20 protein-coding genes are annotated in these 18642 nt (G+C 44.6%); 5 read left to right on the top strand and 15 right to left on the bottom strand.

Features of this window, described 5'->3' with window-relative positions; translation table 11 throughout:
- Positions 1-17 precede the first annotated feature (17 nt).
- The 3 genes from Q8O20_RS03175 to Q8O20_RS03165 are packed head-to-tail and all read right to left on the bottom strand — an operon-like array spanning position 18 to position 3459.
- Complete coding sequence (locus Q8O20_RS03175) at positions 18-1361, bottom strand: flagellar hook-basal body complex protein (RefSeq protein WP_305529944.1); 1344 nt, start codon at positions 1359-1361, stop codon at positions 18-20.
- 10 nt (positions 1362-1371) lie between these two features.
- Positions 1372-2049: a flagellar hook capping FlgD N-terminal domain-containing protein gene (locus tag Q8O20_RS03170; protein WP_304740130.1), complete on the bottom strand. Its 678-nt coding sequence runs from the start codon at positions 2047-2049 to the stop codon at positions 1372-1374.
- Between the two features lie 15 nt (positions 2050-2064).
- Positions 2065-3459 carry a flagellar hook-length control protein FliK gene (locus tag Q8O20_RS03165; RefSeq protein ID WP_305529943.1) on the bottom strand — a complete coding sequence of 465 codons (1395 nt, stop codon included), beginning with the start codon at positions 3457-3459 and terminating at the stop codon, positions 2065-2067.
- A 180-nt stretch (positions 3460-3639) separates the two neighbouring features.
- Here Q8O20_RS03165 and typA point away from each other — a divergent pair, with 180 nt between their 5' ends.
- Positions 3640-5445: a translational GTPase TypA gene (typA, locus tag Q8O20_RS03160; RefSeq protein WP_305529942.1), complete on the top strand. Its 1806-nt coding sequence runs from the start codon at positions 3640-3642 to the stop codon at positions 5443-5445.
- Between the two features lie 15 nt (positions 5446-5460).
- On the opposite strand, the gene Q8O20_RS03155 is transcribed toward typA, so the two are convergent.
- The 6 genes from Q8O20_RS03155 to Q8O20_RS03130 all read right to left on the bottom strand — a co-directional run bounded on the left by Q8O20_RS03155 (position 5461) and on the right by Q8O20_RS03130 (position 10853).
- Positions 5461-6690, bottom strand: a complete 1230-nt coding sequence (locus tag Q8O20_RS03155) for an NAD(P)/FAD-dependent oxidoreductase (protein WP_305530029.1) — start codon at positions 6688-6690, stop codon at positions 5461-5463.
- A 60-nt stretch (positions 6691-6750) separates the two neighbouring features.
- Entirely contained in the window at positions 6751-8190 is a 1440-nt protein-coding gene (gene ccoG / locus Q8O20_RS03150; protein ID WP_305529941.1) for a cytochrome c oxidase accessory protein CcoG, read from the bottom strand.
- Complete coding sequence (locus Q8O20_RS03145) at positions 8187-8849, bottom strand: hypothetical protein (protein ID WP_304740140.1); 663 nt, start codon at positions 8847-8849, stop codon at positions 8187-8189. Before Q8O20_RS03145 ends, ccoG begins: the two co-directional genes overlap by 4 nt.
- A 77-nt stretch (positions 8850-8926) precedes the next feature.
- Positions 8927-9724: a UDP-N-acetylmuramate dehydrogenase gene (locus tag Q8O20_RS03140; protein ID WP_305529940.1), complete on the bottom strand. Its 798-nt coding sequence runs from the start codon at positions 9722-9724 to the stop codon at positions 8927-8929.
- A 4-nt stretch (positions 9725-9728) separates the two neighbouring features.
- Positions 9729-9995, bottom strand: a complete 267-nt coding sequence (gene fliQ / locus Q8O20_RS03135; RefSeq protein WP_295011030.1) for a flagellar biosynthesis protein FliQ — start codon at positions 9993-9995, stop codon at positions 9729-9731.
- A gap of 3 nt (positions 9996-9998) precedes the next feature.
- On the bottom strand, positions 9999-10853 hold the full coding sequence (locus tag Q8O20_RS03130; protein ID WP_371131545.1) for a menaquinone biosynthesis family protein: 855 nt from the start codon (positions 10851-10853) through the stop codon (positions 9999-10001).
- 186 nt (positions 10854-11039) lie between these two features.
- Between Q8O20_RS03130 and recA the strand changes: the two genes are divergently transcribed.
- Genes recA through Q8O20_RS03110 form a run of 4 tightly spaced genes read left to right on the top strand, consistent with a single transcriptional unit; the run spans position 11040 to position 14254 of the window.
- Complete coding sequence (gene recA / locus Q8O20_RS03125; protein WP_304742500.1) at positions 11040-12077, top strand: recombinase RecA; 1038 nt, start codon at positions 11040-11042, stop codon at positions 12075-12077.
- The gene (gene eno / locus Q8O20_RS03120) at positions 12074-13342 is read left to right on the top strand and encodes a phosphopyruvate hydratase (protein ID WP_304742426.1); all 1269 of its coding nucleotides are present in this window, start codon (positions 12074-12076) and stop codon (positions 13340-13342) included. Before recA ends, eno begins: the two co-directional genes overlap by 4 nt.
- Positions 13342-13629, top strand: coding sequence for a hypothetical protein (locus Q8O20_RS03115; RefSeq protein WP_304742428.1), 288 nt, complete (start codon positions 13342-13344; stop codon positions 13627-13629). The genes eno and Q8O20_RS03115 overlap by 1 nt, the downstream gene beginning before the upstream one ends.
- Positions 13630-13642: 13 nt before the next feature.
- On the top strand, positions 13643-14254 hold the full coding sequence (locus tag Q8O20_RS03110) for an AMIN domain-containing protein (RefSeq protein ID WP_305529938.1): 612 nt from the start codon (positions 13643-13645) through the stop codon (positions 14252-14254).
- A 58-nt stretch (positions 14255-14312) separates the two neighbouring features.
- Here the strand turns inward: Q8O20_RS03110 and tpx are convergent, their stop codons facing one another.
- The 6 genes from tpx to Q8O20_RS03080 form a co-directional block, all read right to left on the bottom strand.
- Positions 14313-14816 carry a thiol peroxidase gene (gene tpx / locus Q8O20_RS03105; RefSeq protein ID WP_305529937.1) on the bottom strand — a complete coding sequence of 168 codons (504 nt, stop codon included), beginning with the start codon at positions 14814-14816 and terminating at the stop codon, positions 14313-14315.
- Between the two features lie 95 nt (positions 14817-14911).
- Positions 14912-15889: a tRNA (adenosine(37)-N6)-threonylcarbamoyltransferase complex transferase subunit TsaD gene (tsaD, locus tag Q8O20_RS03100; RefSeq protein ID WP_305529936.1), complete on the bottom strand. Its 978-nt coding sequence runs from the start codon at positions 15887-15889 to the stop codon at positions 14912-14914.
- Positions 15886-16416, bottom strand: coding sequence for an alpha/beta hydrolase (locus Q8O20_RS03095; protein WP_305529935.1), 531 nt, complete (start codon positions 16414-16416; stop codon positions 15886-15888). The genes tsaD and Q8O20_RS03095 overlap by 4 nt, the downstream gene beginning before the upstream one ends.
- Positions 16410-17486: a 1-deoxy-D-xylulose-5-phosphate reductoisomerase gene (dxr, locus tag Q8O20_RS03090; protein WP_305529934.1), complete on the bottom strand. Its 1077-nt coding sequence runs from the start codon at positions 17484-17486 to the stop codon at positions 16410-16412. Before dxr ends, Q8O20_RS03095 begins: the two co-directional genes overlap by 7 nt.
- Positions 17483-18241 carry a phosphatidate cytidylyltransferase gene (locus Q8O20_RS03085; protein WP_305529933.1) on the bottom strand — a complete coding sequence of 253 codons (759 nt, stop codon included), beginning with the start codon at positions 18239-18241 and terminating at the stop codon, positions 17483-17485. The genes dxr and Q8O20_RS03085 overlap by 4 nt, the downstream gene beginning before the upstream one ends.
- A gap of 93 nt (positions 18242-18334) precedes the next feature.
- A complete protein-coding gene (locus tag Q8O20_RS03080) occupies positions 18335-18640 on the bottom strand; it encodes a hypothetical protein (protein WP_305529932.1) in 306 nt (101 codons plus the stop codon).
- Positions 18641-18642 lie beyond the last annotated feature (2 nt).

The following is an 18642-nucleotide window of genomic DNA, read 5'->3' as shown; positions in this document are numbered from 1 at the left end:
AATTATTCCAAAAATGACTATCGGCCATGCATTTGCAACGCTTTTTGGATTAATTCATCTCCGGTAGTGATACACTTGGCATTGGCCTGATACGCACGCTGCATAATGATCATATCGGTAAGCCCTACGTCGAGTCTTACATTGGAATTTTCGAGTTTTCCGCTGTACACTAACGACCCAGTGACCGCTTCCCCGTTTTGATTGGTCCAAAAAATAGGCTCGCCACTATCAGCAGAAGATTCAAATGTATTGTCTCCACTGCGGTTAAGTCCTTGATCGTTTTGAAAGTGGTAAACAGCAATTCTCCCGATAGCACTTTGGCGTCCATTGGAAAAATCGGCAACGATAACGCCGTTGGAATTAATACCATACTTGGTTAATGTTCCCCCGGATACCCCGTTAGATCGAGATGTTCCGGTGATAGTAGTGCCGTCGATAGAGATAACGCCGTCAAAACCGCTGCCCAAATCAAGAGCAACAGGGGTGCCGTCATTGTCCATAGAGGCAATATTAAAACTGCTCAGCCCCCCTGTTCCGTTGAAAATGGCTTGACCGTTTTTCGTATCGTAAACGGTGCTTCCGTCATTTGAGGTAACGGTAGCGACGACATCCCATGCCACTTGATCTAAGGGCTGAACGGCACTTAGAGTAAAGGAGAGGCTTAAGCGGTTCCGCTCATTATTGGCACTGACAACGTCAGCACTAATCGTACGCGTAGCGTTATCGGTTCCGAGGTTACCGAAAAACTGCGCTTGTGTTGTCGGCTCAACGGGATAAGCAATACGGGTTGGGAATTCCAGTATCCCTTGGGAATCTACCGATCCAAGAGCTACATCATCGGTTGGATCATTCACGACATAAGCGCCGGTTACTCCGTTTAAATCGAAATCGCCGTAATCAAAAGATCCGTTGTAGGCAAAATTGCTCAGCATTGTCCCCGTTACGTATTTACCATCGGTAGTGGTGAGTCGTGCAACCGATGAATTGGGATCACCGGCTGTCTTTTGATACTCATCAAAGACAAAATTTCCGGCACGTGTATAGTAAGAGTTGTTTCCCGATACGACACCGAACCAGCCGTTTCCGCTGATTGCAAGGTCATTAAAACGATCGCTTGAGAGGAGTGTTCCGTTTTGCATCTGCGTTGTTGTCGATTGAAGACGGGAACCGATACCGATATCATTGGTTGTCGGGGTAGAAGCACCCGCACTTACCAGCATATTGGAAAAAAGATCGGTAAATTCAGCGGTTGAGCCTTTGAATCCGACGGTATTGACATTGGCAAGGTTATCGGCGACGACATCCAATCCGTATTGATGGGTCATAACACCCGATATTCCCGAAAAATAGGCCTGATTCACGATAGTTTCCTTATTTGCCTGTCACTTCTTTGATCGTACTGAAGTCAACATAGTTTGATCCGAGTTTGGCATAGGTGGTTCCGCTGTCAAATTTGATCGCTTCGATCGGATAGAGTCCGACACGTGTGGTTGCAGTAGTATTGTCGGCTTTCGTATACGTTGCTTCAATATAATAGATTCCTGCATCAACACTCTCCCCTCCGGAATTCGTTCCATCCCATGTATATTTTGATACACCCGATTCAGTAGCACCAACATTCATGGTTTTTAATGTTTTCCCGTCCTTATCTAAAATATTGATCTTCCCGGTGGTTACATTGTCCGGAAAGTAGAGTTCAAAGTCAACATCTTCACCCTTTTCTCGAACAATGCCGTTACTTCCCGTATCGGCAATTTTACCGATGGCAGAAATTCCGGTATATTGTAAGGAGGCGTTGAGGGATGTTGCCAACGTTTCAAGTGCTTTATTGGTATTTTCATTTGCCTCTAATGTCGCAAGCTGTGACGTTTGTGTTAAAATTTTCTCACTGTCCATCGGAGCGGTCGGGTCTTGGTATTTGAGTTCCAAGAGCAACAATTTAAGGAAGTCGTCTTTTCCTAAAACACTTTTATCTACGTTCGTCGCAGCCGTAGTTGCACCTGTGTAAGCGGCATCTGCTGTGTAAGCGCCATAAGCATTAATAGCCATAATATCCTCCTTGGATTACGCGTAATTCGGGATTACGATTTCAAGAGCTGAAATCTGCTCTTCATTTAGTTCGAGTTCTTCGAACGACTCATAGGCACGGAAACGGTTTTGTTGATGTTCTTGTTGCTGTTGAAACCCTTGTTGGCCATTTTGTCCTTCGCCTCCGGACATAAAGTTCATCGTAGCATTGGTGATCCCCTGAGAGGCGAGCTGTGCTTTGAGCTCAGTGGCATTGTGTGCTAAAAAGGCGATACTGTTTGTACTCGATTGAATATTGACGTGGACATTGTTGCCGCGCTGTATAAGTGTCACTTCAACTTCACCGAGCTTTTCGGGATTGAGTTTCATAGTGAGACGTGTGAAAGGGGGCTTGTACTCTTGTACCGCCTCTTTGAGATCACTAGCAAAAAGGCGCATACTTTGTGAGGCCTCTTTCGATTTTACTTCTAGGGAATCGGCTTTGAGCGTGTGGGAAGCTTTAGCCCCTTCTCCCTCGATTTTAAGAGAGGTTGATGATTCTTTATCACCCTCCTTGGTCTCATTACCTCCGTGTAAAAGGGTTGTCAGTGCGTCGGACTTCATCCCTGTCGACGCCGTTACGGTAGATGTTTTATCTGAATGGAGTGCATCAGACGAGGTAGTAACCGACGTCTCACGTTTATCGAGATTTTGCAGGAGCGCTTTTAGGGGCTGCTCTTGTGATTTCTCAGAAACCGAATTGGTAGAAAGCTCTGAAGAGGCTGTGGTAGAGTTTTTTTGCTCTTTCCCTTTTAGGTCACTTAAGAGCTGAGTAATGGCCTCAAAAGGTGACTCTTCCCGAATCGTTGCGGGAAGAGCGGCAAGCGCTTTGGTATCCAACAGCGGTTTTGTGAGTAATTCGGTGGGAAACGAAGCTTTCTCCTCTGTATCGTTCACTAAGGTAGAAAGGGTGATCGATTGAGGGTCAAGATCCATTTTTTCAGCCAATTTTACGAGTCCGGCCAATGTTTTCGGCAACGACTTCGGATCGACCTGATATTCAGGGTTTTTAGCCGTAATCTCATTTTTAAGATACTCTTTTGCCCGATTGATGAGAGAACGAACCTGATCGTTGGATAAATTATTGAGTAACTCATTAGAGACAAGTGACGATGCTTTCTCGTCACCGCCTGTTAATAGGGATTGGAGCTCTTTGAGCTGAGATGCCTTACTGTCACCATTTTTGACGGAGTTGTTTTTAGGATCGATTATCGCTTTGAAATCATTCGATTTTACAATCTTCCCCTCATCCCCCTTGGTCTGCATCCCGAATGAGCTCAAAAGCTTGGAAAACATGTCATTCGATTTCGAGGATGAAGAATTTTTTGAATTCCCCCCTAATAAATCGGCGAGCGACGTTTTCGTCTGGGTCTCTTTATTCTGAATGATCATAGGCGATCCTTGTGCGAGCGTACACTATATCCGCTCTTTTGTTAAAGTAGTTAAGTAAAGCAAAAAATATTCCACTTAAAAAAAGTAATCAAACGGTAACACTCTTTAAACTGCTTAACATTTCCTTAACCTTACTTGCGATATAATCCGCGAAAATCTTTGCCCTATCAAAGGACAGCAATGCAAAAAATTCGTAACATCGCCGTAATCGCACACGTTGACCACGGTAAAACGACTTTAGTTGACGGGTTGCTTAAGCAATCTGGTACATATGGAAGCCACGAGCAAGTGAATGAAAGAGCTATGGACTCTAACGCCCTTGAAAAAGAGCGCGGGATTACCATTCTTTCTAAAAATACAGCGATTCGCTTTGGCGATCATAAAATTAACGTTATCGACACTCCGGGCCACGCCGATTTCGGTGGAGAAGTTGAGCGTGTATTGAAAATGGTTGACGGGGCTTTGATCCTTGTTGATGCATATGAGGGTGTTATGCCTCAAACTAAATTTGTTGTTAAAAAAATGTTGGCTCTTGGACTCAAGCCAATCGTTGTTATCAACAAAATCGATAAACCATCCGCTGATCCTGAGCGCGTAGTCGACGAAGTATTTGACCTTTTCGTAGCAATGGACGCGACGGAAGATCAACTCGATTTCCCAATCATCTATGCAGCAGCTCGTGATGGTATGGCGAAACTCAATATGTCTGACCCTGATGGTGACTTCACTTGCTTGTTCAACACTATCCTAGAAAAAGTGCCTGAGCCTACTGGTGATCCTGAGAACCCAACACAATTACAAGTTTTCACATTGGACTACGATAATTATGTTGGTAAAATCGGTATCGCCCGTATCTTCAACGGTAAAATTGCAAAAGGGGATAACATTCTCCTTGCAAAAGCCGATGGCGAAATGGTCAAAGGGAAAATTTCTAAACTTATCGGATTCATGGGTCTTAACCGTATGGAGATCCAAGAAGCAGAAGCGGGTGATATCGTTGCTGTTGCCGGTATCGAAACGGTAGATGTTGGGGATACTATCTGTGATCCACAAAATCCTATGCCACTTGATCCGATGCACATCGAAGAGCCTACCTTGACCGTTGTTTTCTCGGTTAATGACTCTCCCCTTGCAGGTCAAGAGGGTAAACACGTTACGGCGAACAAAATCCGTGAGCGTCTTGATTCTGAAATGAACACCAACGTAGCAATGCGTTACGAAACCGTCGGAGAAGGTAAATTTATCGTTTCCGGTCGTGGTGAGCTTCAAATCACGATTCTTGCAGAAAACATGCGTCGTGAAGGTTTCGAGTTCGGTATCGGACGTCCTGAAGTTATCGTAAAAGAGATCGAAGGGGTCAAATGTGAACCGTTCGAGCATCTTGTTGTTGACCTTCCGGCAGACAATGCAGGTACGATCATCGAGCGTCTCGGTCGTCGTAAAGCGGAAATGAAAGCAATGGTACCGATGGGTGAGGGCTTTACTCGCGTAGAGTTCGAAATCCCTGCACGTGGTTTGATCGGTTTCCGTGGTCAGTTCTTGACCGATACCAAAGGTGAGGGTGTAATGAATCACTCATTCTTGGAATTCCGTCCTTACACAGGAAATGTTGAGAGCCGTCAATACGGAGCGTTGATCTCTATGGAAGACGGTGTTGCGTTAGCGTACTCATTGTTCAACCTCCAAGATCGCGGTGTCCTTTTCACAGCGCCTCAAACGAAAGTGTACAAAGGTATGATCATCGGTGAGCACAGTCGTTCAAACGACCTTGACGTTAACCCGATCAAAGGTAAAGCACAATCGAACGTCCGTTCTTCTGGAGCAGACGAAGCGATTAAACTCGTTCCACCACGTGATATGAACCTTGAGCGTGCATTAGAGTGGATCGAAGACGATGAACTTCTCGAAGTTACACCGGTTAGTATCCGTATCCGTAAACGTTGGTTAGATCCAAGTGATCGTAAACGTTACGGCGCTAAAAAGTAAGTAGCGCTTGCGCGCTTACTTCCCCATCTCTTTCCCTGCAATCATACCGCTGGCCCACGCAAAGTTAAAATTATATCCCCCTCGGCGTCCTACTATATCCAAAACTTCTCCTGCAAAATAAAGCCCTTCGACCAACTTTGATTCCATTGTTTTGCTATTCACTTGTGCCGTAGAGACACCGCCTCCGCTAACTTCGGCATGTTTGAAACCATGGGTATCGGTCACCTCAAACTTCCATTCACCGATCAAGTGGGCGATTTTTTTGATCTCTTTGGGATTTAGGGAGGATACGGTTGTGGAGAGTACTATGGCGGCATCTTCGAGGAGGTAGGTGATGATTTTAGCGGGGAGTAGGCCACAAAGAGCGGTATGGACGTCGTGTTTTGGCACGGAAGCGAACAATTTTTCAATCACATTTGCAAGGGTGGCTCTATCATAGCGCGGGAGGAGATTGAGCGCTACACTAACGCGTTGTTTGTTATGGAGGGCATAGGAAGCCTTCTGGCTGATATCGAGGATAGCCAGACCTGAAATACCGTACGCGGCAAACAAAATATCCCCTTGGACTTTTTCTTTTGGTTTGCCGTCAATAATGAGGGTTACTTCGGCTGTCGTTTTAACCCCCGCCATTTTAGGGTGGTTTCTGGAGTTTAGATGGAGCTGTACAAGGCTCGGATAGGTGGGGAGTACCTCATGTCCGAATGCACGGGCGAAGCTGTAGCCATCTGCCGTTGCACCGAGTTGCGGAGCCGCTTGTGAGCCCGTAGCGATTAAAACGTTGTTATAGCTTTGTTTGTCTTGATCGGTTTGGACGTTGAAAAGGGAATCGTTTTTAGTAATCGCGGTTACTTTGGACTCGGTGATGATTTTAACTCCTGCTTCGCTGATGGCACTTTTGAGGGCGATCAATACAGATTTTGCTTCATTGGAGAGGGGATAACATCGCCCATCCTCTTTGATATCCAATAGGAGTCCGATGGAGTGGCAGAATTTTTCGAAATAGGCAAAATTGAGCTGTTTAAGGGCGTAAGTGACGAATTGAGGATCATTCCCAGCGTAATCCTCAGACGAGGCGGTGGTGTTGATGATATTGCACCGCCCATTGCCCGATGCTAATATCTTTTTGCCCACGCTACTGTTATGTTCATAAATAGTGACATTTGCTCCAGAGCGTGCCGCAAATAGGGCTGCCATTAAACCGCTTGCACCGCCGCCGATAATTGCTATTTTTTTCATTGAAGGTATTGTACTATAAAAGAAGAATGAGGCAGAGAAAGAGGGGGTAATTCCCCTCTTGAAGGAGAATTATTTAAGCATATCCGAACGAGGGAAAGTAAAGGTGGATTGACGGGTTACCGCCACTTTATCTTTTGCATCTACGGCATACGCATTGATGGTAATCGGGATAACGGTATCTTTACGATCATCATTCACCAACATCTCATCGGTATAAAGAACAACGACTTTTTTCTTGACAACACCCGGTTTTACTTTGAACGGTTTTTCAGGCTGATCAATTTTGATTTTACCTTCCATTCCTGCAGGGGCAACAATGTCGAAATAATACTCATGGTCTTCGTTCAGGGTATTTTGTAACAAGAACGTATAGGCATTTTCAACTTGTACTTTTCCCTCATCATTCTCATGAATTGAGTATAAACGGTTCTCTTTATTGATGTTAAGGAGCATATACTCTTTTTTGCTTCCCATCATACCTAAAATGACACTGACGATGATCAAGATCGCTATGTAGCCCAAAATTTTTGGACGGAGATAGTGTGTTTTACCTTTCATGTAAAGGGTCTCTTTTTCACTTGACCATTCAACAAGACTCGGCTTGCCAAGTTTACCCATAACCTCGGTACACGCATCGACACATTCTAGACAGTTGATACACTCTAGCTGAAGTCCTTTACGAATATCGATATGGGTCGGACATACCGTGACACAGCTCTCACAGGTCGTACACTCTGCTTTAGGATTAACTGAAAGAAGATCATTTTGTTTGATAAACATTTTCTCTTTATGCTCGTTATAGATATCTCCGCCGCGATTCGGGTTATAAATCGCCATAACGGTATCATCGTCATACAAAACAGATTGGATACGTGAATACGGGCAGACGTAGACACAGAAATTCTCTTGCAAGAAAATAACGTCATAGACCAAAAAGAGAACAATCCCGATAACCGTCCCCATCAATACCGTATGTTCCATCGGATTTTGAATATAGGCAAAGAAATCTTCCGGCGGTACGAAATACCACATCAAATCCGCAGCTGCAATAAACGCTAAACCGGTCCACAGTAAAATTCCTACCAGACGTTTGAGCTTGTTTTCAAACTTAGAGTAATCGGGCTCTTGCTGTTTATTTTTGATCCGTTTGCGAAGTCCCAAAAGTTTTGTTTCGATCAAATCACGATAGACGACGCGGAAAATAGTCTGAGGGCACATCCATCCGCAGAAAACCCGCCCGCCCAATACGGTGATTCCGAAGACACCGATGAATAGAATCATCAGTAAGAACGGCATCAAATAAAGTTCTTGCATATCGAATTGGATAAACATCAAATGGAGCTTCAGTTTATCAAAACTAAGCAAGAAAAGGTGATTTCCTTCTATAGTAATCCATGGCACGGCTAATGCAAAAAGGGTTACCAACCCATAAAACCAATACCGCTTAATACGCCAAGGAGTCCACCCCGACAAATACTCTTTCCCGCTCGGGGTTGATTCATTACTCATACATTCTCCCTCATACTTGATTCATCGACCGGACATCGAATGGTGCCGATCACCGTTGCTTCCGCATCGGCATCATCTCCGATGCCGATTATACCACTCACCACTTCTTTGAGTTCGCGTGATTCTATATAGTCTTTCAGGGAGCTTCGGCTCACCCCTAAAACACGAGCAATCTCGCTTACGCTTTTTCTTTTCTTCAATAAGTCAATAATTTTTTCCAAGTGAATATCAAATTTAGAGGATGATTTGGAGCCTCGTGGACGTCCAATCCCTTTTTTTGCATCATCTTGTAATACTTGACGGAGCTGATCAATAAGACCTAGAACGACCATTGTATCACTTTTCCGGTCAATTATAACGCCCGGTTTAACAAAATGGATTGTATTATTATTTTTAAGAAGGCAGCTGAACATTTGGACTACATCTTCAATACAGCTACTCAATGTCCATGTGTCGTAAACGATCAAGGTGTCACCATCTAGGGAACGAAAAAATCGTACTACTTCGTGACGGTCAATAAGCCGTTTGTTTTGAGAGGTTTGATCCACCATCTCTTCATGGATGGTAATCTCTTTTTGATCGGCATAACCGTTGATCAATTTAAGCTGCTCATAGACACCGTCAAAGTCTTTGTCGGGACGGATATAACTAACAGTCATGTATGATTAAATCCTTTTCATTATTTAGTTTCATCGTCATTTTATCGAATTGTGACGACTAAAGTCAATGCAAATGATTATTTTGTCGTCATAATGTTTTGATCAATAAGGACAATCTCACAGTGTAATTCTATATTGAATTCATTTTTTACTCGTGTCTGGGCTTCATTTATAAGGTTTAACGCATCGGCATAGGTTCCGCCACCCGTATTAACAAGAAAATTGGCATGGACGTCACTAAAGGTCATCGCTCCGATACGCTTACCTTTTAAGCCAACCGCTTCAATGAGACGCCCTGCATAATCACCCGGAGGATTTTTAAAACAGCTTCCGGCACTCGGATCATGGGGTTGATTGGAACGCATCTGATTAAACATATCGTACCGTTCTAGCGAGTACCCTTTTTCTGCTTCAAATACGGCTTCAAAAACTACTTCATCAATCGACGTTTTTCGGTAGCCGTACTCAATCTCGTTTTTTTGTTTCCAGCCGCTCATCGTTCGGATGGCAATGAGGTGGTTAAAAATCTCAAACTCTTTGAGCCCCGCATTCATCTTCAGCATCCCACCGAGGGTGCCGGGAAGTTTCGAGAGATATTCGAAATGGGCGATATCATTCTTTTTGCAAAAGGAGACTACACGTCCCCCCGGCGTGGCGGCACCGATATGGAGGCCGTCTTCTTCGAGACGGATAAAGTCATACTCTTTGGAGAGGATCATGAGCGGCGGCGGTGCAGGGGAGATTAGGACATTGTTGGCGGCACCGACGATAAAACATCCCTCAGGGACAACGTCATTTTCGATTAAAGCGACCTCTACTACAGGACCGATGCGGATAGAACTGAATTTTGAAAAATCAATGCGCTTAACGTTCATACTATTACTGCATAAAAGTAGGGATCAAGTTAAACATTCGGATCGTAAAATCCTGCATCTCATTCATCATCCACGGCATGGTGAGGATAATGACGATGACAATTCCGATGATTTTCGGAATAAAGCTGAGGGTCATCTCGTTGATTTGGGTTGTCGCTTGAAAGATACTGACTGCAAGCCCCAGAAACATTCCTACTAGAAGTGCGGGCAATGATAGAATAAGAGCAATTTTAAATGTCTCGATCCCTAGTCCGATCAATTCAGACTGCATCATTTATGAGTACCTCAATTCAGTGTATTCGAGAGGAATCATAAACTCTCTCGGGTCGATGGCCGCGTCAAAAAAGCCGTGTTTGTAACCAAGATCAAATAAAAGTTCAATCGCTTTGTATTGCGTTTCATTCAAAGTAATCGATTCATCGTTCGCGTAAAGTTCGAGATATTTCTCCAATGTCTCACCGTCGATGCGGACAAGATTACGCTCCATTAACATTTTGGAGAGGTTCTCTTTATGATCCCGCGCTATCTGAACCGCTTTAGTTAAAAGGTTTTCATATTCGATCGCCGAAGTAAGTGGGAGTGAGCGGCGAATCGCCATACCGCCCAGCGGCAAAGGGAGATCTCCTCCGCTTAGCTCACACCAAATATCCCACATCTCACGCTCAACCTCTAAAGAATCGTTATACCCTAAGATAGATTCATGGATCAAAACACCCGCATCAACGGTACCGTCTAAAACGGCTTGTTCTATCTCTAAAAAATTCATATAAACGATTTTGGCATCGGGATAGGCGATACGAAAGAGGAGCGCATTGGTCGTATATTTCCCGCTGAGAGCTACTTTGAACCTTTTTTTAAGAACGGTCTCTTTTTTGCGGATCAACTTTGGGCCGTATCCTTGTCCAAAACTTACCGCTGTACGCAAAAGGGCATAATCTGCTCTAATGTGGGGGTAAAGACCGAAACTGATCGCGGTAATGTCATAGGTTCCTTTGAGGGCTTCGGTGTTGAGGGTCTCTATGTCGAGGGCTATATTGTCGAACTGGATATTCTCTTTTCCAACCCAACCGAATTTAATGGCATAGTACATAAAAATATCATCGGCATCGGGGGAGTGGGCTATCACCATTTTTTTCACTTAAAATCCTGTTCAGAACTGCATATCAATTAAATTTTAACCAAATAACGCTAAAATATCTCTATTCCAGAATGCGAATTATTAATATTGCAATTTGCCATATTTTAAAAATATATTTCAAATTGTCATATTATGACGTAATTTTAAAACATATTAGTCTCAGGAGAGCACAGCATGATGGATCCAAATAAACTTAAATCGCTTGAACTTGCGATGAAGCAAATCGATAAAACGTTCGGAAAAGGGACGTTGATGCGTCTTGGGGACAAAGAGATTGAACCTATTAATTCCATCAGTACAGGTTCTATTGGTCTGGACTTAGCCCTTGGAATAGGAGGAATACCCGAAGGTCGCGTTATCGAAATCTATGGGCCTGAGAGTTCGGGGAAAACAACCCTCAGTCTTCAAATTACTGCTGAATGTCAAAAAAACGGCGGTATTTGTGCGTTTATCGATGCGGAACACGCCCTTGATATCGGATACGCTAAAAATCTCGGTGTCGATGTCGAGAATCTTTTGGTTTCGCAACCCGATTACGGTGAGCAAGCACTCGACATCGTTGAAACGATCGTCCGAAGCGGAGCGGTAGATTTGATCGTTATCGACTCGGTTGCGGCATTGACTCCGAAAGTAGAGATCGAGGGGGAGATGAACGATCAGCAAGTAGGCGTTCAAGCACGCTTGATGTCAAAAGCACTTCGTAAACTCACCGGTATCATGCATAAAATGAACTGTACGATTATCTTTATCAACCAAATCCGTATGAAAATCGGAACGATGGGATATGGTTCACCGGAGACGACTACCGGCGGAAATGCGCTAAAATTCTACGCATCGGTTCGTATCGATGTCCGTAAAATTGCTACCCTCAAACAAGGGGAGAGCCAAATCGGTAATCGCGTAAAAGCCAAAGTTATTAAAAATAAGGTAGCACCGCCGTTTCGTCAAGCAGAATTTGATATTATGTTCGGTGAGGGTATCTCGAAAGAGGGTGAACTCGTCGATTATGGTGTGAAACTTGATATCATCGATAAAAGTGGGGCATGGTTCAGTTTCGAGGATACAAAACTCGGGCAAGGACGTGAAAACGTTAAACAAAAATTTAAAGAAGAGCCGGAATTGGCTCGTAAAGTCGAAGAAAAAATTAAAGCGGCTATGGGTGTTTCGGGCATTATAGCTATGGATGAATCTGATATAAGCGAGGTAGATGAATGATTTTTATTGATGAAGTAAGTGCAATTGAAGTAATGGATTCCCGTGGAAATCCAACCGTAAAAGCAACAGTGCAGTTGAGTGATGGAACCCGTGAAAGTGCTATCGTACCAAGCGGAGCAAGTACCGGTAAGCGCGAGGCCCTCGAATTACGAGATGGTGATGCCCGTTATATGGGCAAAGGGGTTCTCAAAGCGGTTGAGAATGTTAACAGCCAAATTGCTGATGCCGTGATGGGTCTCAGTCCGTTTAACCAAGCAATGGTTGATGCGGTGATGAAAGAACTTGACGGAACTGAAAACTACGGTAACCTTGGCGCTAATGCGGTTCTCGGTGTTTCTATGGCGGTTGCACGTGCAGCGGCTACGAGTCTAGGAATTCCTCTTTATCGTTACCTCGGCGGTGCCAATGCGATGGTTCTTCCCGTCCCGATGCTTAATATCATTAACGGCGGAAGCCATGCGGATAACAGCGTTGATTTCCAAGAGTACATGATTATGCCGATCGGATTTACCGATTTCAGCGAAGGGCTTCGTGCATCGGCTGAAGTGTATCACAACCTCAAAAAAATCCTTAAAGATCGAGGGGCTAATACAGCACTCGGCGATGAGGGCGGTTTCGCACCGGATTTGAGCTCTAACGAAGAACCGATCCAAGTAATTATGGAAGCGATTGCGGCAGCCGGATACAAAGCGGGTGAACAAATTGCTATTGCTCTAGACGTTGCAGCATCTGAACTGGTCACTGAGGGAGGGTATCGCCTTGACTCTGAGAACCGAACCGTTAGTTCTGAGCAATTGGTTGATTATTATGCCGATCTTTGTGCAAAATACCCTATTGTTTCTATCGAAGACGGACTAAGTGAAGATGATTGGGCCGGATGGAAAGTTCTTACAGAACGTTTAGGTTCAAAAGTTCAGCTTGTTGGGGACGATTTATTCGTAACAAACGCCAATATTTTGGCTGAGGGAATTGAAAAAGGGATCGCTAATGCGATTTTGATCAAACCGAACCAAATCGGTTCAGTTTCTGAAACGATGCTTACCGTTCGTCTTGCTCAACGCAATGGGTACAAATGTGTTATGAGCCACCGTTCAGGTGAGAGTGAGGATGCGTTTATTGCTGACTTCGCCGTTGCATTAAATTGCGGTGAGATCAAAACCGGTTCGACTGCACGGGGTGAGCGTACCGCCAAATACAACCGTCTTCTTGAAATTGAAACGGAAGTAATGTACGGCGAGTATTTGGGGAGCGCGCTCTTTAACTAATGCATCACGACGATCAACACCTGATAGAGCACGAGGAGGGAGAGAGCCTAAGCGAACGCTATTTCGGCTTATCGACCCAGAAGTTTTTACTCGCTGCAAGCGTTGTTTTGAGTGTTGGTGTGTATATGGGCTTTATTTTCTTTGGGGACAATTCGTTGAGTGTTCTTCTTGAACTTGAAGAACATCAAGATTATCTGAGTGAAGACATTGAACGGCTCAAAGCCGAAAATGCCTCTTTGCAAAAACAGTATTTTGAGCTCAAAGAGCTTGATGCTGATTCACAATAGTGACGGGAGATTTATGAAATACTCGATTTGCCTCTCGTTTTTACTCCTCTCTCCCCTTTTCGCGCGAGAAAATCCATTTTTCCCCCTCGATGAATCCAAAAAACAAAAAGTGACCTCAAATATTCCGGATGCACGTCCGCAAATGGGAACAATTAGCTACACTTTTCCTGATCAATCTCGAGTATTAAAAGAGGTCACGCTAAGTGTTCAAAATCTTGATGGAAGTATCGAAGAGAGAAAAATACAGGTGGATCAAACTATCGATTGGCACCGTCCTCTTGTCCTTTCACAAGGGGGGAAATCTGCACACACGGTTGCTGCAAAAAATTCTTCTGTAGCCAATTTCGGATTTGTACAATTTTATTCAAAAGGGAAGAGTCTGAGTGTAAAAGCACCTGATGCTCTGGTTCGTCATTTTGTCTTAAGTGATCCTAATCGGATTGTTCTCGATTTTAAGCATGCCGCTTCTTTTAAATCCGAGAAAAAGGCCCTGAATGCTGCTCCGTACCTTGATGTGACTTTGGGAAATCATGGACAATTTGCTCGTGCTACCATTACCCTTGATGGACATTACAGTTATACATTGAATAAAGCGGGCGGGTTGATCACGATAACGTGCAAGTAAAATAAAAGTGCGTTGATTAGTAGGGAGAGATTTCTCTCCCGTGGGAGAGAAGGGGAGATTACGCTACGGCAGCTAAAGCAGCGTCGTAGTTCGGCTCTTCTGTGATTTCAGGAACGATCTCTTTGTACGTTACGATTCCTTCTTCGTTTACTGCGAAGATTGCGCGGCATGTTACACCTGCAAGAACTGAACCTCCAAGCAATACACCGTATGCGTTTGCGAAATCTTTGTTACGGAAATCTGAACATACTGTCAAATTATCGATGCCCTCAGCTTGGCAAAAACGGCCTGCTGCGAACGGAAGATCAAGTGATACGATAGTAGTGATAACGTCTTTAAGACCAGCAGCTTTTGCATTGAAGTTACGTGTTTCAGTTGCACATACACCTGTGTCAAGTGAAGGAACAACGATAATGAGTTGTTTTTTACCTTGTGCTCCGCCTACTTTTACATCGCCAAGACCTGCTGAGTTAACAACTGTAATTTCAGGTGCTTTGTCACCTACATTTACACTGTTTCCTAAAAGCTCTACATCTGTACCTTTGAATTTAGTCGTTGCCATTTAAAGCTCCTGTTTTTTTGTTTGGTACGGAAATTGTACTTAAATCGGATAATTTATCTCTGAATTATAGAAGAGATGTTTTGGTTTAAGGTTTGTTACAGTTTACAGCGGGGGTTTATCGGAATATCAGAGTAAGATCGTCCCTCGTCTAAGGAGTACGCTTCGATCGCTGCTCGTCCGATCATAGCGGCATTATCGGAACAGTATTGCATCTCTGAAAGCAAAAGAGCGGCTTTATACGGCTGTAATAGCTCACTGACACGTTCTCGAAGATAGAGGTTGGCACTCGCCCCGCCGACGATAGCGAAACGCTTAGGCGGATTGGATTTAAAATATTTTTTGAGCTTTTGAATCAAATGTTCGGTTGCCGTTTTCTGAAATGCGCTAGCGATATCGGGGTAGGTTGAGGGATCATTCGCCTCTACGGCCAGACGTACCTGATTTTTTAATCCTGAATAGCTAAACGCAATCAACGGAGACTGCCATAGAGGAACGGTGAAGGTAAATCGAGCCATATCACCGGTTTCGGCGAGTTTTTCGATCAGAGGCCCTCCAGGGTATCCTAGTGCCATCATTTTCGCTACCTTATCAAAACTCTCTCCGTAACTGTCATCCATTGTCGTCGCTATTGTTTCCATCTGAGAATATGAATCCACTTCAATGAGTTGGGTATGTCCTCCTGAAACCAGTAAGACGGTAATAGGGAGGAGGGCCTCTTTTTCGATAAAGAGAGAATAGATGTGCCCCTTTAGATGATTGATAGGCAAGATGGGGAGAGAGAGGGAAATGCTCAGTGCTTTTGCCATCGTTACCCCTTCGATAAGCGTGACACCTAATCCAGGTTCATTGGTTACGGCTATTGCTTTTAGTTGGTCGAACCACGGCGCACACTCGCTTAAAATAGCAGGAAGAGCTTGTGCGTGCAAACGGCTGGCGAGTTCTGGAACCACACCGCCGTATTTGGAGTGCTCTAGTTCTTGGGAAATCTTTTTATGATAGATGAGTTTTTTGGTAGCAATCTCTGTGATAGCGATTGAGCTGTCATCGCATGAGCTTTCGATACTGAGGATCATTGAACTAACCACTCTTTGACCCACGGCCATTCTCCGAAACCAGACGCAGTATTAATATGTCCGCCATCCTCAATCACTTTCATCTCTACTCCGAGCGCTTTTTGAAGATCAGATGCCTCTTCCATACTCATATAGGGATCATTGGTTGATGTGACCAACAATACCTCGTCGGCAAAAAGATTTTTAGGTGCTTCGAGAGGGAAAAAAGTTTTAAGGGTTTCGATTTCACAGGTTAAATGAGGAGGCGCGACTAAAAGTAACCGTTTTATAGAGGCAATTTCACCCTCATTACATAAATGAAACCAGAGTATATTGGCAAGCGAATGGCAGATAACGATATCGGGTTGAAAATCGCTCAAGAGGGCTTTGACCTGTTTCATCCAACGGTTTTTACTCGGGAAATGGGGATTATCTAAAAGGGGAAAACTAACGGTACCATAGTTTTTGACGATTTCACCGGAAAGCCATGCTTGCCAGTGGGGATCGTCGCTTCCGCCCCAGCCGTGTAGCATCAAAACTTTTAGCATGAGAGCCCTCGAACAAAGGTACGTACCTCTTTGTCAAGTGCAAAAATGGCCTCAACCGACTCAGGGGCTTGGGTAAAACAGTCATACGAACGTAAAATCATCGTAGAGATATCAATAAATCGGATCTCTCCGGCAATAAAGCGTTCAATGGCCGCTTCGTTAGCCGCATTAACAATAACACCTTTTTGGGGGTTGCGAAGGAGATCGTTTTTGATCTCCCAGATCGGATAACGCTCTTTTTCGATAGAGCGAAATTCGAGGGCACCTACACGAGTCAAATCGATTCGATCGACAATCGGGGTATCCACTTTTCCCATGAGAGCATAGGCGATTGGGAGACGCATATCGGCGTGGGCAAAATGGGCGGTTGTTGAGCCGTCTTTGTAATCAATTAGGGCATGAATCAGCGATTTGGTTTCGATAAGGGCATCGTATTCTCCCTCACCGAAAAGCCATCGCGCTTCGAGGAGTTCAAAGAGTTTATTAACCATAGAGGCACTGTCTATGGTTATCTTTTGTCCCATCGACCAGTTGGGGTGCTTTAGGGCATCTTGAAGGGTGGCGGAAGCGAGTCGCTCCAGAGCCCAATCCCGAAATGCACCGCCGCTGGCGGTAATGACCATACGGCTGAGAGGGCGCGGTGTTTGATTGAGGTACCACAGTCCGAAATGTTCCGAATCGATGGGGATAATAGTGGAGGTATCGACAAACGCACCGCCGACAACCAAAGATTCTTTGTTGGCGAGGGCTAGTTTTTTACCGCATTCGAGTGCTTTGAGAGTGGGGCGAAACCCTGCGAATCCGACCAAAGCGTTGACGACATGCTGCGAGGATGACTCTTCAATCGCATCAAGAATCGCCGCTTCACCGGAGCGGACATGGGGATGATTAACACGGGAACAATCTTCTTCGTCCATGACGACAATACGTTTAGGAGAGTGTTTGAGGATTTGTTGGTTGAGAAGATCGATATTGCGTCCTGCAACGAGAGTATCGACGCTCAGGTGAAACTGTTCGGCGATATTGAGGGCGTTGACTCCGATGGAGCCTGTGGAGCCCAGTAGGATCAAACAAGACCTCGAAGGAGTACGAGCATAATGACTGCGGCAAACAAATAGCCGTCAATTCGATCTAATACTCCGCCATGCCCGGGAAGGATGGAGCCGCTGTCTTTGACGCCTGCTTGGCGCTTGAGATAACTCTCAAACAAATCGCCGAATACCGCACCGATAGCCGCAGCCATAGAGATAATAACCGCTTGGGTGATATCAACGATGCTGATTCCGATAAAAAAGCCGGCAACTGTTGCCACCGCGATACCGCCATAGACACCTTCGCGAGTTTTGCTCGGACTCGAGACGCTGAAAGGGGTTTTTCCGATACTGCGCCCTACCACATAGGCACCGACATCAGCTGATGCGACGACAACAAGGAGCCATAACATAGCTCCCATCCCGTACTCTTGGTACATGCTGAGCATAAAAAGCATTCCCGCCGTCGGATAGATGAAAGGGAGAAAATTCTTAGGAGAGATATTCTGGGTATAGGCAACGGCTGCGGCGAAAATCAATCCGGCAATCACAAACAGATCTTCACCGTAGGGATAAAGGGCTGCCGCTAGCCAAAGAATAGCCGCATAGGCATACAAAGAGTTATTGTTGATACCGAACAAACGGGTCGCTTCGTGAAATGCGAGGAGATAAATGACCCCCATCACACTCCACATAAGCCAAAAGTTGTTGATAAGTCCGACGATCAAAACGCCGATGACAAGAAAGACGGCAGTAACAATGCGCTCTTGGATTGAATTTTTTGCAGTTTGCATAGTATGATTAACCAATGGTTTTAAAATTTCGAAATTATACCATTTATTTTATTATACGAGAGATGTTAAATCACCCTAGAGCCGCATATCAGACTAAACTTTAATATCAAGGAGATGGAGCGGCTTTTCGGGATTTCCGGACTCCTCTTTTTTCTCTTTGTGAGGAAAACGCCTCTCCTCTTGTTCAGCTTGTTCTTTGGTATGCTCACGGTCAGGATCAACGCCTTGATTCTCTTCGGTGGGACGTACCTCTTCGATCTCTTGTTTCTCTTGTTGTGACGCAGTAGCCGCAGCAAGTGCTTGTAATTCAAATCGGTTTAAAATGGCATTCTTTTCGCTTGCTACCGTTGCCATTTGTTGATTAACATAGATAGCATTGCCGATAGGACCGATCGCCATAG

The organism is Sulfuricurvum sp. (genome assembly GCF_030691015.1).
GTDB lineage: Bacteria > Campylobacterota > Campylobacteria > Campylobacterales > Sulfurimonadaceae > Sulfuricurvum.
The sequence above is the reverse complement of the archived record's forward strand: the minus strand, read 5'-3'. Positions and strand labels throughout refer to the sequence as shown.

Bases quoted from the DNA above. Each gene is read 5' to 3' on its own strand.
- typA (WP_305529942.1), top strand. From the start codon at position 3,640: ATGCAAAAAATTCGTAACATCGCCGTAATCGCACACGTTGACCACGGT.
- Q8O20_RS03130 (WP_371131545.1), bottom strand. From the start codon at position 10,853: ATGGTGATAGCCCACTCCCCCGATGCCGATGATATTTTTATGTACTAT.
- Q8O20_RS03115 (WP_304742428.1), top strand. From the start codon at position 13,342: ATGCATCACGACGATCAACACCTGATAGAGCACGAGGAGGGAGAGAGC.
- Q8O20_RS03165 (WP_305529943.1), bottom strand. From the start codon at position 3,459: ATGATCATTCAGAATAAAGAGACCCAGACGAAAACGTCGCTCGCCGAT.
- Q8O20_RS03085 (WP_305529933.1), bottom strand. From the start codon at position 18,241: ATGCAAACTGCAAAAAATTCAATCCAAGAGCGCATTGTTACTGCCGTC.
- Q8O20_RS03145 (WP_304740140.1), bottom strand. From the start codon at position 8,849: ATGACTGTTAGTTATATCCGTCCCGACAAAGACTTTGACGGTGTCTAT.
- tpx (WP_305529937.1), bottom strand. From the start codon at position 14,816: ATGGCAACGACTAAATTCAAAGGTACAGATGTAGAGCTTTTAGGAAAC.
- fliQ (WP_295011030.1), bottom strand. From the start codon at position 9,995: ATGCAGTCTGAATTGATCGGACTAGGGATCGAGACATTTAAAATTGCT.
- tsaD (WP_305529936.1), bottom strand. From the start codon at position 15,889: ATGATCCTCAGTATCGAAAGCTCATGCGATGACAGCTCAATCGCTATC.
- Q8O20_RS03170 (WP_304740130.1), bottom strand. From the start codon at position 2,049: ATGGCTATTAATGCTTATGGCGCTTACACAGCAGATGCCGCTTACACA.
- Q8O20_RS03080 (WP_305529932.1), bottom strand. From the start codon at position 18,640: ATGGCGATCGGTCCTATCGGCAATGCTATCTATGTTAATCAACAAATG.
- ccoG (WP_305529941.1), bottom strand. From the start codon at position 8,190: ATGAGTAATGAATCAACCCCGAGCGGGAAAGAGTATTTGTCGGGGTGG.
- Q8O20_RS03095 (WP_305529935.1), bottom strand. From the start codon at position 16,416: ATGCTAAAAGTTTTGATGCTACACGGCTGGGGCGGAAGCGACGATCCC.
- eno (WP_304742426.1), top strand. From the start codon at position 12,074: ATGATTTTTATTGATGAAGTAAGTGCAATTGAAGTAATGGATTCCCGT.
- Q8O20_RS03110 (WP_305529938.1), top strand. From the start codon at position 13,643: ATGAAATACTCGATTTGCCTCTCGTTTTTACTCCTCTCTCCCCTTTTC.
- recA (WP_304742500.1), top strand. From the start codon at position 11,040: ATGGATCCAAATAAACTTAAATCGCTTGAACTTGCGATGAAGCAAATC.
- Q8O20_RS03140 (WP_305529940.1), bottom strand. From the start codon at position 9,724: ATGAACGTTAAGCGCATTGATTTTTCAAAATTCAGTTCTATCCGCATC.